We start from the raw sequence: 13,334 nt of genomic DNA, 5'->3' as shown, positions 1-13,334 counted from the left end.
GACGCAAGGACAATATCCGAATTTCTTCCGAGTTTCTTTTCACTATCTCCTATTCCCGCTGAGGCATCCTCAATGGTTAGAATGTCATTGCTTCTGCAGTATCTTGAAATGGATTTTATATTCTGTTCTCCTGCATAACCTGCAAAACTTGTAAATATCAGTGCTGAAGAATCGCCAATTTCAATTTCATCCAAATAATCAGGGTTGATAAGGCCAAGGTCTGTTTTCAGGGTTATAATGTTTTTATTTAAAAATTTTGCAATCTGCTTGAATCCGTGCCAGCCTCCCTGATCGGGTATGATTATATCCCCTTCAACAGCAGACAGGGCAATGAATATGCTGTTGTTTCCGCTGGAGGTAATCCTAACATCTTCCTTGTCTGTCAGGTCTTTAATTTTGCCAATGCAACTTTCTTCGTAATCTTTTTCGATATTTCCCTTTGCAACTTCAGACATTATCTCTAAAGTTTCATCGGAAGGCCTTTTAAACTTAAACATTATTCTCACTTTTGAAGTACATATCAAGGGTTGTCTGTTTTGTGTGAAGCATTTCATTAAGCAGGGTTCCCTGCTTTACATATCTGCTGACAGGTATCTTTAATTTGCTTCCCGCATATTCCAGGCATTTTTCCAGGGTTTCAAATTCAAGGTAGGGTCTCAGCATTGCCTCTTTGATGTTTTCCCTTACGTTGAAAACGCCTAGAGGAACGTATCCGTCATATGCTTCCCTTAAAATTATTAATCCGGACTGTTTTTTGATGTTCATCAGATAATCGAGAACCGCCATTTTTGCGGTATAATAGCATCCGCCAACAATTGAGTATTCCTTTTTGCCGCCATTTGTCTCATAGTCTGAAAATATCAACTCTTCATTTCTCATCAGTTTTATAAATGCTTCATACCATTCATATTGCCATTCGGTTGGGGTTAGAATTATTATGTAATAATTGTTCAATGCGCCAAATTCATAAACCCTGTAGGTATCCATTATTTCGAATTTTCTCACTTCCTTAAGGAACAAATCTGCAAGCGTTGAGTCACAGGCCGTAATGGACCATCGTGTCGGAACGAGTTTTCTTCTATTTTTTGTTCCGATTGCACCAACAGAGAATGCCTTCTGCATGGCTGAAAACGGAACATCCTTATTGTGTAGATTCAAAACCGCTTCAGTTGCCTTTAGGTCAGTATCATAAAATGTCTTTTCCAGTTGCCTGTCCCATCTCACCGCATCGATATCGAATTTTTCAATGACTGCACTTGGACCGTGGGGCATGCTGTCTTCTGTAAGCATTGATCCTCTTGGCCTTTTTCCAAATGTCGCTTCACTGTCGATTGACTTTGAGGCAAGTGAGATGTCCTGCAGTTTTTCGACAAAGGGATTTTCCAAATCATCGATTTTAATCAGTTGCTTGCCTCTGACGAGGTTCATTCTGTAGTTGATGATTTCCTCTTGGGACTTGTTCTGGCCAATCCACTCTTCAGGAGCATCCATAATTGACGTATCTCCCATCTGTGAGCTCATCATCGGTCCGGCATACACTTTAGGATATGACCATCTTCCGATGAAAACTGATGGAGGGGTTGTTCCTTCAAGGTTTTTTCCAACCTTAACAGATTTCATTTGGATTTGTTCTGTTAACTTGGCTAAATAAGCATTTTTTGTTGTTTTCATAATTTTCTAAAAAAAGTAAAAAAGTAAAAATACCAAATGGTATTTTTTAACAGAATTCGATGGTTGCAGGTGGTTTATCACTTATTGATAAAGCGACATGGGTTACTTCAGAGATTTCAGAAGTGATTCTTTTTGAGATGGTTTGGACAACATCCCAAGGAAGTTCCGCAACGGATGCGGTCATGGCATCAATTGAGTTAACCACTCTTACTATTACAAGATATCCGAAGTCTCTTTGATCTCCTTTGACACCGGTTACTTTGGTATCGGTCAAAACAGCGAAGTATTGCCATACTGTTTCATCAATTCCTGCAGCTTCAATCTCATCGCAAACGATTTTGTTTGCTTTTCTACAGATTTCAACATTTTCTCTTGTAAGTGCACCGACAACACGTACTCCAAGACCAGGTCCTGGGAAAGGTTGTCTGTAAACTGTTGTTTTCGGAAGGTCCAATTCGTCACCAATTTCCCTTACTTCATCCTTGTAGAGGTCACGAATAGGTTCGCATAACTCCAATTCCATTCCGCTTGGAAGGGCAAGGTTGTGGTGGGACTTGATTTCTCCTTTGGTTTCAATCCAGTCAGGTGCGATAGTTCCCTGCACCAGGAATTTTGCTCCGGATTCGATTGCTTCCCTTTCGAATACTTCGATAAACACTCTTCCAATGATTTTTCTTTTTTCTTCAGGGTCGTCCACTCCTGCCAGCTGGTCCATAAATTCATCGGAAGCATCCACAAACTTGAAATTCAATCTGTCTTTGAAGGTATTGGTTACCTGTTCAACTTCACCTTCTCTTAAAAGACCATGATCTACAAAAACTGCAGTTAAATTATCTCCAATTGCTTCTTGAACAAGAACTGAACAAACTGAACTGTCCACTCCACCGGACAATGCGATTATTGCTTTTTCATCGCCGATTTGGTCTTTAATTTTTTTCACTGCATCTTCAATAAATTCTTTGGGACTTAACATTTTATTCCTCTTCATCTTCTTCTTCGTAATCTTCAATGATTTGTTTGATCATAGCTTCAAGGCCATTGTCATTGCCGGATTCAATGGCTTCAAAAATGTCATCAAATTTAACGTATTTTTCTAATTTAACGGATTTTTGTCCAATTCCTGAGATTCTAAATCCATATTCTTCATCGCCGATTGGAATGTTAACGTATTGTTTTTTCAAACCGGTTTTAAATTCATTTGCTTTGTCTCTTAAATCATCAGCATTATCAATCATTGTTTTCACCTATTTTTGACAGATTTCATAAAAGTTCTTAAAAATTATTTCTCCTTTTGGAGTGTGATGCACTTCTGGATGGAACTGTATTCCATATACATCCTTGTCTTTATGTTTGAATGATTCAACATCACATAAGTTTGAACTAGCCAAGATAATAAAATCTTCAGGGATTGTTTTCACTTCATCTTTATGTGAGGACCAAACATCCATTTCAGGGGCTAGGCTTTTGAATAAATTGTCATCGTTATCAATATTGATTTTTACCTGGGCATAACTTTCGGTATCTGAGGTTGTAACCTCTCCGCCATATGCTTTTGCAATCAACTGGTGTCCAAGGCATATTCCCAAAATAGGTATATCAAAGTGTTTAATGTATTCTTCACTATTTCCTGCACCTTCAAGTGAGGGTCCTCCTCCTAAAATTAGTCCAATAGGATTTTTAGCTTCAATCTCTTCGATTGACATGTCATTTGAAACTAATTCGGAGGGAATGTTTAAATACTGTAAGCTCCTTTGAATTCTGTGGTTATATTGCCCTTTGTTGTTGATAACTACAATTGTCATATTATACTCCATTAAAATATAATAATATTATTTTTAGTTTTTTTATTTATTATAGTTTATCAATGTAAAAGAAAATCTTAAAGGTTTATATATTACATAGAATAAATTTGAATTACATGGAACTTCAAGATTTAATATTTATAATTGGGGCCATTTTGATAGCAGTTGTGCTGTTCAAATTATTCATGTGGTTATTGCCAATCATTGTAGTGCTGCTTATTGCATTCTTTATTTACCTTTTCCTGCAGGAACGCTATAACTGATTCTGCAGGTCTGTGAATGCTGAAGTTGCAGCAACTGCACCTTCGCCGCAGGCAACAACCCATTGCTTTAGGCCGACACAAACATCACCGATTGCATAAACATAGTCAACATTGGTTTTCTGATTCTTATCTATGATGATGTGACCTGACTCATCCAGATTGACATTCAGCTGCTTTGCAAGCTCTGTGTGAGGAATATATCCAACGCTTATGAAAACTCCGTTTGTTGGGATTTCTTTTGTTTGCCCAGTCTGGGTATCTTTCAGGACAACTGATTCAACCAGCAGGTCACCTTTTATCTCTTCAACTGTAGCATTCAGGATGCTTGGAATTTCTTTTTCCTTTATCTGATTCTGCAGATGCTTTTGGGCTCTGAATTCATCCCTTCTGTGAACGACTGTAACATTGGCGCCCAGGTTTTTGAGGTATAGCGCTTCCTGAAGGGCACTGTTTCCTCCTCCGACCATGAGGATGTCACGTCCAACAAAGAAGAATCCGTCACATGTTGCACAGTAACTTATGCCTTTGCCTTTGAATTCCTCTTCTCCCTTTGCATCCAGGTGTCTGTGTGAGCTTCCGGTTGCAAGGATAATGCTTTTTGCTTGATATTGATCCTTATTGGTTGTAACCGTAAACCTGAATTCCGTGTCATTTGAGGCAATTTCTGTCACTTCCTCCATTTCATGCAGTCTGCAGTTTTTGGTTGCTTGGGATTTCATTTTTTCAATCAGCTCCAGGCCTGAGATGTTGTCAAAGCCAGGATAGTTTTCCATTTCTGGAACTTCACGGCCCAATCCTCCTGCGAGGTCACGGTCAATAATTAGGGTTTTGGTTCCTTGTCTTCCGGCATAGATTCCTGCTGTAAGCCCTCCTGGGCCGGCACCTATGATAATGATGTCATACTTTTCCATTTTTTCACCTGTTTTTTGAAAGTTATATATTATTTGGTGGTTATTAGTAATTGTATTTTTGGAAAACTTTAATACCATCTTCGGCACAACATTTGTTTAGGTGATACGATGAAGATATGTCCGGAATGCGGTTCTGTTCTTGCAGATTATGAATTGTGGTGTGAATGGTGTGGATTTAACCCTGATTATGATATGGGGGATTGGGAAGACGATTGAAGGTGGTTATTATGGGAATATGTCCTCAATGCGGTAGTTTTGTTGATGAAGGAGAGCCTTATTGTCCATATTGCAGTTACTATCCCAGTTCAACTTCGGAAGATGATGATAATTCAATTGAGATAGGTGGAAAAAGCTATGATAGGGACGAAGTTGAAGATGCACTGAGGGAAAACGGTTATGACCTGGATGATTTAAAGAGGGATTTAATCGATGAGGATGAGCTGGAAGATATTCTCTACTGGCTGTGACGTGTGACAAAATCGTCAGGTGTTTTTTTTAGTTTTTTATTTGAAGCCGTAAATATTTTCCCTCTTTATATAACAATAGTTATATTAATATATGATAAGTTTTTTAATGTATTATGTTAATAACTAAACTTGAATCTTAAACGGGGAATAATATGGAAAATCGTACTGGACTTTTTTCAAATGCGGTCATATGGTTCGGAGTTGCCATTTCTGTTTCTGAAATTGAGGCAGGAATAGGAATCGGAACTATATCATCAGGAGGATCTCTATGGATTCCACTAATTCTCGGACACCTGCTGGGAGGACTGTTGCTCTTTTTGGTGGGGCTGATTGGTGCACGCATACGGCTGAATGCGATGGAGATGACTGAATCCACCTTCGGCAAATACGGATCCAAATTTTTCGCTGCATTGAATGTGCTCCAGCTTGTTGCATGGGTTGCTGTATTGAATGCCCAAGGAGCATCTGCATTGACTAGTCTCAATCTTCCGATTTCATTTCCCTTGATATGTCTGATACTTGCGGCATTCATTGCACTATGGGTTTACCTTGGTTTACAGCGAATAGCAAAAATAACAACTGTTGTGATGGCAATTCTTGTAATGCTGCTTGTTGTGATGTCCTTTAAATTTTTAGGTGTCTTACCTGGTGTAGAGGGCATGTTGGGAAATTCTCAAGCACTTGGATTCTGGAACATTTTTGAAATTTCAATTGCAATGCCGATTTCATGGCTGCCTGTGATTTCTGACTACACCAAGGATGTAGAAAAGCCTGTTAATGCCACACTCGTATCTGCAGCAGCATATACAATCGCAAGCCTCTGGATGTATTTCATCGGTGTTGAAATTGCAAGCATAGGTGCAAACTATAGCATTGCACAGGCGATTCTTTTTGCAAATCTTGGAATTTCAGGAATCATAATTGTTGCACTTTCGACTGTGACCACCAACTTCCTGGCGGCCAATTCCGCCGGTGAATCCGCAAAGGTAATCTATAATAAATTAAATCCGAAAGTTGCAGGAGTTGTTGTCAGTGGGGTGAGTGCAGTGCTTGCCATTTCAGGAATCATGAATCATTACATTGATTTTCTCTATCTGATCTCTTCGGTATTTGCTCCTATGGCGGCGGTACTGCTTGTTTCATTTTATCTTGACCGGGATAATGACGGAGACGTCAGGACCTGGTACTGGAATATGTTCGCATGGCTTGCGGGTTTTGTTATCTATCATGCTGTTGTATCTATGGATTCGGTTATTCTGGGCCCGTCATTAATTGCAGTTATCACATCAGCATTGCTTGCCTATCTTTGGATATTTTTTAGAAAAAAGTCTATTTTTTCCTCAAAGGTATAACTTTGTTTAATTCCATCATTTTTTTCACAATAAATATATACTTAATATTTGAAAATATTAATTATATTACAACTTTTTTGGAGGAAAATAATTTGAAATATAAAAAGATAATGATGCTGACAGTCATTGCATTGTGTTTGTTTGCTGTTTCGGCTGTAAGTGCGGCAGACAATGCTACAGGTGATATTGTTAGTCTAGAAGACAGTAACCAGGCAATTGAAGAATCAAACAATGAAGAAATAATTGCTGCAACTGATGATGGTACATTCACTGCGCTGCAAAAAAAGATCAACAATGCTGCAGCAGGTTCAACAATAACCCTGGAAAATGATTATAAATATGATGAAGGGTTTAGCACTGATGGAATTCTCGTCACTAAAGATTTGACAATCAACGGTAATGGCTATACCATAAACGGACTGTCCAAATCAAGAATTTTCTCACTGTCCTATGAAAACGTAAAATATGGCAGTTCTGACAATTTTAAACTCACAGTTTATAATGTCAATTTCCTAAACGGATATGCGACAGGAAGTGGCGGTGCCATCAAATCCGTTGCAGGTGTGGTGTATGGCAGTAATCTTTTAAAATCTTATTGGTATTCATGGGATTTGGACATTAGCAATTGTGTATTCAGGAATAATAAGGCAACCGGTTCTGATGGTACCGGAGGAGCTATTGACACCCGAGGTAAATTAACCCTTAAAGGTTCAACATTCACAAACAATGAAGCAAAAAGTTCCGGAGGGGCGGTTTATAGTGGTACTTCTAAAAATTATGGTAATGTAGAATGCAGCAACTGCATTTTCACAAATAATAAAGTAACCGGGTCCGGCGGAGGAGGTGCCTTACACATTTATGGTACCGCTGTTTTGAATGGATGCTCTTTTAATGGCAATGAAGCTCCATCATATTCTGGAGGTGCAGTCTATACCAGCAAGCCCATTAATATAAACACCTGTTCATTCACTGGAAATAAAGCTAAAGACGGTGGTGCGGTTTTTACTTTCAGCAGTACCGTAAACATCAATGACTGTACTTTCAAATCAAATATTGCCTCAAGAAATGGAGGTGCAGTATATTCAATTCAAGGACAAAACATTAAAAACTGTGAATTTGTGGCCAATCAGGCATCCGCAGATGGGGGTGCAGTCCATTTCAACGGTAAGTCTACAACCACATCCAGTTCTTCCCAATCAACATCAATTTACACTAATATGATTGAAAGTTCAAATTTTAAGGATAATGTTGCAGGAGACGCCGGAGGTGCAATATACTGTGTTTTAAACAAGATGAATGGCAAAACTTATGGCGGATTTGCGGAAAAATGCACATTCAAAAACAATAAGGCTAAAAGCAACGATAACGTCTATGGAACCACTACAACCAATTGTGTCTTCCAGTCAAGTGATGCTTCTGCAAAAAACACTAAAATACCAACAAAATTAATTGCATCTAAAAAGACCTTTAAAAAATCTGTAAAAGCTAAAAAATACTCAGTCACTTTAACAACAAACAAAAATATAGTAATTAGTAATGTATGGGTCAGTTTGAAAGTTAACAAAAAGACATTTAAAGCCAAAACCAACAGTAAAGGTAAAGCAACCTTCAAAATAACCAACTTGAAGAAGAAAGGGACTTTCAAAGCTGCGATAAAATACAAGGGAAATAACAAATATAATAAAGTAACCAAGAAAGTCAAAATTGTTGTCAAGTAATCTGCTATGGCAGTTACTTGCTTTTTTTTTTATTTTCTTCGCCAAAAAACTAGGCTAAATTTTAAATTTCAATTTAATATTTCACTATTTCTTTAATTTGAACTCAATTGTATTGTCATTCCTTCATTTTTTTCACTCCTGCCTTTGCGGCGAAGTTACTTTCGCCAGTTCATGACCAAAAATTCCATTTAAAAATATTTATCACATATGATTTTCAAATTAAATATAGATTAAAAGTAAAAATTTGGAGAACAATCTATGAAATACAAAAAAAGCATGATTATATTAATGCTCGCTATTTTTCTATTCGCAATTGCAGCTGCAAGCGCAAGTGATGTGAATGAAACAGCATTAGCAAGTGAAGATACAGGTCAATTGGAATTGTCAGGTGACGAAATAACTGATGATAATATCCAAACAAATGAAGAAAACCCTGCATTGGCAGCAGGGGATAATGATGAAACCGATTCGCAAGTATTAACTGCCGGTAAATACACTTACTCTTACTTGCGAGAACAAATTGGTTCCGGCGGAAATATTAACTTAACTAAAGGCACTTACACTTATAATAATGATGGCAACACCATAGAAATCAGGGATTCTGGTGTAATTGACGGTAAAGGGGCAGTCATTGATATGGCAAAATCAGATATTCGTGCATTTTATGTACATGCTTCAGGAGTAACAATTAAGAATCTAACCATTAAAAATGCTAACTTTGAGGGTGATGGAGGAGCTATTTTCTTCACTAATTCGGGCATTGTTGAAAATTGTACTTTTATTAATAACAATGCAAATTTTGGGGGTGGTGCAATATATTTCAGTTTTTATGGTACTTACGAAGTAAGAAATTGTAATTTCATTAATAATGTTGCAGAACATGGTGGTGCACTTTACTTCCTGCAAAATGGTACTGTAACAAATTGTACTTTTACTAATAACGCTGCCGTTATGTCCGGTGCAGTTCAATTAGGTTATGGTAACGTGGCAAATTGTACTTTTACTAATAACTCAGCTCCTGCTGGTTATGGTGCAGTTAATATATTTCAAGGCAGTGTTGAAAATTGTAATTTTACTAATAACAAAGCAAACATAGGGGATGGTGGTGCAGTTGGCTTATCTGATGGTAACCTGACAAATTGTACTTTTACTAATAACTCTGCCGGTCATGGAGGCGCAGTTTTATTATCTGAAAGAAGTAATGCAGTAAATTGCAAATTTGTTAACAATACTGCAACCGGTAAGGGTGGTGCAGTTTGCGCCAATCTAAAGTGCACTATAACAAATTGTAATTTAACTTATAACAACGCAAAAGAGGGTGGTGGTGCAGTTTACTTCAGGTATCCTGGTGAAGTGAAAAATTGTAATTTTGCTGACAACAATGCTTTTGGTTATGGGAGTTGTGGTGGTGTAGTTTACTTCGCGGATTATGGTGAAGTAACGGAGTGTAATTTTATTGGAAGCAATGCATCCTCTGGTGGAGCTATTTATTTTGAGAACGATGGTCGTGTTGAAAATTGTAATTTTACTGACAACAATGCTGTTGGTTATGGGAGTTATGGTGGTGCAGTTTACTTCAATAATATTGGTGAAGTGAGAAATTGTAATTTTGCTGACAACAATGTGGAGGGTTATATGTGTGGTGGTGGTGCAGTTTACTTCAAGAATGCAGGGAATATAACAAATTGTAATTTTGTTAATAACTCCGCAACTGGCGAAAAGTGTCAAGGAGGGGCAATTTTCTTGGTTGGAACGGTTTATGTAAAGGAGTGTAATTTTGCTGACAACAATGCTGTTGGTTATGGGAGTTGTGGTGGTGCAGGTTACATCTACAATGAGGGGAAAGTAATAAGTTGTAATTTTACTGATAATTCTGCTCTCTATGATGGAGGGGTAACCGCTACGGGTGATGAGATTTGTGGTGGTGCACTTTACTTCCGAGGTTATGGTGAAGTAACGGATTGTAGTTTTGCTGACAATAATGCTGTTGGTTATGGGAGTTATGGTGGTGCGGTTTACTTCAATAATATTGGTGAAGTGAGAAATTGTAATTTTACCGACAACAATGCGGTGGGTTATAATAGTGGTGGTGGTGCAGTTTGTTTCGCTAATGCTGTTGAAGCGACAAATTGTAATTTTAATGGTAACGCCGCTTCTGTTGGTGGTGCTATCTTTTTCTATAAACTTTCGTCAGGTAGTGTGGTAAATTGTAATTTCGCCGATAATAATGCAGATGCGGGTTCTGCAATTTTCTTATGGGAGATTTCATCTGCTATACGGGTTTCCCACTCTCGTTTCTTAAACAATAGGGCGAATGCTGAAGATTTAAAAATAATCAAAAATGATAATAATATTACAATTACTTTCAAAGGTAAAGATAACCTTTTAAATGCAATCTATTCGAATAATGATACTGGATTTGCCTTTAACAATGTAACCTATTGGGGTGCAAAAGGAATCACAAACACAGACAGTTCCGCTCCAGTCAGATCCAATAATGAAGCTGGTCAAAAAATCAATGTTGGCATAGTTGTTAATGATGGCATTGTTTTAAATGAGGTTAAAGTCACAGATGAGAATGGTATGATTGTTTTTGATATAAGTGCTGGTGAAAATTATTTCATAGGTGCTCGCCATGACACAGATTCATACTACACCGAAGCTGTAAGAATAATCTCAAACAACACTAAATTCAATGTGAATGTCATATCCCAGACAACCACTGGCAGGACAGTAAACATCACTGCAAAATCCAACATTCCAAATGGGGTCATACAAGGTAAATTACTTTTCATCTTACCAAAAGGCACTGAAATCAATGCAATCTATGCAGGCAACGGAACCTGGTGGGCAGTATATACATTTGAGGATTATGCGGTGTACAATGTCAATGCATCCTATATCGGATTGGACAATGTGGCTGTCAGTAATGCCACAATAACTATCAACAAATCTAAAACGGAACTGACAGCAAAGGCAATCACTGCAACCTACAACAGCAACAAAAAACTCATAATCACTTTAAAAGACATCAACGGCAAACCGCTCATCGGAGTCCCGCTGACTGTCAATATCATGAGTGATGAAACATACACAACCGATGCAAACGGTCAGGTCAAAATAAATGTCGGCAAGCTCATCCCAAAAACCTATAATGTAAAAATCACATTTAAGGAAAGCGCAGACTTCAAGGCCTCACAGACTGCTGTCAAGGTTACGGTCAAAAAGGCAAAATCCAGAATAACCGCCAAAAAGAAAACTTACAATGCCAGTATAAAAGTCAAAAAATATGTGGCAACATTAAAATCAGGCAAAAAACCAATCAAAAATGCAAAATTAACTCTTAAAATCAAAGGAAAAACATTCAAGGCAAAAACCAATGCCAAAGGAAAGGCAACCTTTAAGATCACCAAGTTGAGTAAAAAAGGAACATTCAAGGCAACAGTAACCTACAAAGGTGATAAATACTACAATAAGGTAACCAAGAAGAATGTTAAAATCATTATTAAGTAACTTGCTTCAGCAGTTACTTAATTATTTTCTTTTTTTCACAACTTCGTATAGATTAACCGTCAGGAACTCGATCATTCCTTCGCAGTAGCCATTTTGCTTTCATGCGTGATTAATAATTCATTACATCAGGAAACAACAGTATATCTAAATGTATTTTTAGGAGCCCTAATCATATCACAAGGATACTACTCAAAAACGGCCATACAGCAATTATCTGAGAACTAAAAAATTCAGGCCCCTAAAAATTATTACTTGTGAACCATTAACAATTTATGTAGATCAAGTTATAAATTTCATCGGAGATGTGTTCAATGCAGAATTAATCCCTTCTGAAGCAGGTAATTTAATTTATTCAACAGATAATGAAACAATTCTTATAGTTAATTCTACAGGTTTTAAAGGATTTAATGGTGGTGTTGCAAATATTATTGTGGAGTTTATTGAACAGATGAATATGCTCCAATTATTGCATTAGTTCCAATAACAGTATTGAAATATGATGCAGAAATCACTGTTAATGAATCAATAACTATGGATTATGGTGGTTTTGAAACGATTAATGCTACATTAACTCCAAATCTTGGCAATCTTGTTTATAGTAGTGAAAATATTAATATTGCAACAGTAAATGAAAACGGTTTAATTTCTGCAGTGGGTGCTGGAACTACTGTGATTAATGTTAAATTTGAAGGGAATAGACAATACAAAGCAACAAATAAAACTATTGCTCTAACTATAAATAAAATTGATTCTGATATACCCTTATGGTTCCATCAAAGTTGAAACTTGACAAAAATTATAATTATAGTTAACTACATATACTGAGCGATTGAAATATGTTAAGTTTGTGTAGGTCTACAATTATTTTTGAAGGGATGGGTGGATATATTAATAGTTTTAGAATAATTGTGATAAAAAAGAGAGATAATTGGTGTTTAATGGAGTTGTTAAACACCAGTGTTTTGAGGAAAATTATAGTGTTTGGCAGATTTTTTTAAATTTTCCAACGACTTGTTTTCGAGATTAAGTAATACTATTTTGGCAAAAAAGTATTAAAAATCCGACTTTTTTGGTATGTCTTAAGTATAAGACTTGTATCAAATTAGCAAATTGTGAAAATCTAATTCAACACATTTCTAATTTTGGAGAGTTTATTATTATTTGACTAATAATGTGAGAGTTTTTAGGTTGACCTAAATTTCATCTCTATTACTTACTTTGTCGCCATAGTATATAAAGCTTTGCATTTTTTTAGGTGTACCTAAATTATATTGCAAATATAAAAAAGAAAAAAATGGTGATGCGTGGTTTTTACTATCCGTTAACCACTTTTACTTCCTGATAAGTCATATAAAGGGAGTAAATCCATATTATGAATACAACAATGCCAAAAATCTGGCTTACAAAAAGATATAACACTTCAACTATTATTGCAATCATGGCTAAAATGATGCCCTTCTGCACATCTCCTGCGTAAATCAATCCCAGGCCGGATCATATCAGTGAAAGGACCAATGCGATTATCATATTCTTTTTGCCATTATCACACCTCATTATTCTGTAAAAATAGTTTCTAACTTCATTTATTTAATGTTTATCTTGAGTATGGTATATTATTACATTATTTTGATAATGGG

General features: G+C 36.7%; 14 protein-coding genes (1 of these 14 cut by a window edge). 7 read left to right on the top strand and 7 right to left on the bottom strand.

Going from position 1 to position 13,334, the window contains the following annotated elements:
• The 5 genes in view from ACJMLO_RS07985 to ACJMLO_RS07965 are tightly spaced (at most 46 nt apart) and all read right to left on the bottom strand, a layout consistent with a single transcriptional unit that may run on beyond the window.
• Window positions 1-497 carry the 5' portion of a DegT/DnrJ/EryC1/StrS family aminotransferase gene (locus ACJMLO_RS07985; protein WP_405295626.1) on the bottom strand. It extends 457 nt beyond the left edge of the window, so only the first 497 of its 954 coding nucleotides appear in the window; it begins with the start codon at window positions 495-497; the stop codon falls past the left edge of the window.
• A complete protein-coding gene (locus ACJMLO_RS07980; protein ID WP_405295624.1) occupies window positions 490-1,671 on the bottom strand; it encodes a hypothetical protein in 1,182 nt (393 codons plus the stop codon). Before ACJMLO_RS07980 ends, ACJMLO_RS07985 begins: the two co-directional genes overlap by 8 nt.
• 46 nt (window positions 1,672-1,717) lie before the next feature.
• Entirely contained in the window at window positions 1,718-2,644 is a 927-nt protein-coding gene (gene guaA, locus ACJMLO_RS07975) for a glutamine-hydrolyzing GMP synthase (protein WP_405295622.1), read from the bottom strand.
• Window position 2,645: 1 nt separating this feature from the next.
• Window positions 2,646-2,906 (bottom strand): hypothetical protein, encoded by a 261-nt coding sequence (locus tag ACJMLO_RS07970; protein WP_303738641.1) that lies wholly within the window; start codon window positions 2,904-2,906, stop codon window positions 2,646-2,648.
• Window positions 2,907-2,915: 9 nt separating this feature from the next.
• Complete coding sequence (locus ACJMLO_RS07965; protein WP_405295620.1) at window positions 2,916-3,473, bottom strand: GMP synthase subunit A; 558 nt, start codon at window positions 3,471-3,473, stop codon at window positions 2,916-2,918.
• 116 nt (window positions 3,474-3,589) lie between these two features.
• Between ACJMLO_RS07965 and ACJMLO_RS07960 the strand changes: the two genes are divergently transcribed.
• Window positions 3,590-3,736, top strand: coding sequence for a hypothetical protein (locus tag ACJMLO_RS07960; RefSeq protein ID WP_405295618.1), 147 nt, complete (start codon window positions 3,590-3,592; stop codon window positions 3,734-3,736).
• Here ACJMLO_RS07960 and trxB read toward each other — a convergent pair.
• The gene (trxB, locus tag ACJMLO_RS07955) at window positions 3,727-4,647 is read right to left on the bottom strand and encodes a thioredoxin-disulfide reductase (RefSeq protein ID WP_405295616.1); all 921 of its coding nucleotides are present in this window, start codon (window positions 4,645-4,647) and stop codon (window positions 3,727-3,729) included. The two genes, ACJMLO_RS07960 and trxB, sit on opposite strands and share 10 nt — an antisense overlap.
• Window positions 4,648-4,874: 227 nt before the next feature.
• Between trxB and ACJMLO_RS07950 the strand changes: the two genes are divergently transcribed.
• The 6 genes from ACJMLO_RS07950 (at window position 4,875) to ACJMLO_RS07925 (ending at window position 12,480) form a co-directional block, all read left to right on the top strand.
• Window positions 4,875-5,114 (top strand): hypothetical protein, encoded by a 240-nt coding sequence (locus ACJMLO_RS07950; RefSeq protein WP_405295614.1) that lies wholly within the window; start codon window positions 4,875-4,877, stop codon window positions 5,112-5,114.
• A 152-nt stretch (window positions 5,115-5,266) separates the two neighbouring features.
• Window positions 5,267-6,466, top strand: coding sequence for a cytosine permease (locus ACJMLO_RS07945; protein ID WP_405295612.1), 1,200 nt, complete (start codon window positions 5,267-5,269; stop codon window positions 6,464-6,466).
• Window positions 6,467-6,558: 92 nt separating this feature from the next.
• Window positions 6,559-8,184, top strand: coding sequence for a hypothetical protein (locus tag ACJMLO_RS07940; protein WP_405295610.1), 1,626 nt, complete (start codon window positions 6,559-6,561; stop codon window positions 8,182-8,184).
• A 258-nt stretch (window positions 8,185-8,442) separates the two neighbouring features.
• Window positions 8,443-11,697: a right-handed parallel beta-helix repeat-containing protein gene (locus ACJMLO_RS07935; RefSeq protein WP_405295608.1), complete on the top strand. Its 3,255-nt coding sequence runs from the start codon at window positions 8,443-8,445 to the stop codon at window positions 11,695-11,697.
• A gap of 304 nt (window positions 11,698-12,001) precedes the next feature.
• The gene (locus ACJMLO_RS07930) at window positions 12,002-12,172 is read left to right on the top strand and encodes a hypothetical protein (protein WP_405295606.1); all 171 of its coding nucleotides are present in this window, start codon (window positions 12,002-12,004) and stop codon (window positions 12,170-12,172) included.
• Window positions 12,173-12,186: 14 nt separating this feature from the next.
• The gene (locus ACJMLO_RS07925) at window positions 12,187-12,480 is read left to right on the top strand and encodes a hypothetical protein (RefSeq protein WP_405295604.1); all 294 of its coding nucleotides are present in this window, start codon (window positions 12,187-12,189) and stop codon (window positions 12,478-12,480) included.
• 531 nt (window positions 12,481-13,011) lie between these two features.
• Here ACJMLO_RS07925 and ACJMLO_RS07920 read toward each other — a convergent pair.
• Window positions 13,012-13,179, bottom strand: a complete 168-nt coding sequence (locus ACJMLO_RS07920; protein WP_405295602.1) for a hypothetical protein — start codon at window positions 13,177-13,179, stop codon at window positions 13,012-13,014.
• Window positions 13,180-13,334 lie beyond the last annotated feature (155 nt).

The sequence above is a fragment of the Methanobrevibacter sp. genome, assembly GCF_045120835.1.
In the GTDB taxonomy this organism is placed as follows: Archaea; Methanobacteriota; Methanobacteria; order Methanobacteriales; family Methanobacteriaceae; genus Methanocatella.
Note: the sequence above shows the minus strand (reverse complement) of the source record. Positions and strands in the feature narration are given on the sequence as shown.

What these genes read in the sequence shown, in the direction of transcription:
- guaA (WP_405295622.1), bottom strand. Translation starts at nt 2,644, where the DNA reads ATGTTAAGTCCCAAAGAATTTATTGAAGATGCAGTGAAAAAAATTAAA.
- ACJMLO_RS07970 (WP_303738641.1), bottom strand. Translation starts at nt 2,906, where the DNA reads ATGATTGATAATGCTGATGATTTAAGAGACAAAGCAAATGAATTTAAA.
- ACJMLO_RS07960 (WP_405295618.1), top strand. Translation starts at nt 3,590, where the DNA reads ATGGAACTTCAAGATTTAATATTTATAATTGGGGCCATTTTGATAGCA.
- ACJMLO_RS07945 (WP_405295612.1), top strand. Translation starts at nt 5,267, where the DNA reads ATGGAAAATCGTACTGGACTTTTTTCAAATGCGGTCATATGGTTCGGA.
- ACJMLO_RS07965 (WP_405295620.1), bottom strand. Translation starts at nt 3,473, where the DNA reads ATGACAATTGTAGTTATCAACAACAAAGGGCAATATAACCACAGAATT.
- trxB (WP_405295616.1), bottom strand. Translation starts at nt 4,647, where the DNA reads ATGGAAAAGTATGACATCATTATCATAGGTGCCGGCCCAGGAGGGCTT.
- ACJMLO_RS07950 (WP_405295614.1), top strand. Translation starts at nt 4,875, where the DNA reads ATGGGAATATGTCCTCAATGCGGTAGTTTTGTTGATGAAGGAGAGCCT.
- ACJMLO_RS07935 (WP_405295608.1), top strand. Translation starts at nt 8,443, where the DNA reads ATGAAATACAAAAAAAGCATGATTATATTAATGCTCGCTATTTTTCTA.
- ACJMLO_RS07980 (WP_405295624.1), bottom strand. Translation starts at nt 1,671, where the DNA reads ATGAAAACAACAAAAAATGCTTATTTAGCCAAGTTAACAGAACAAATC.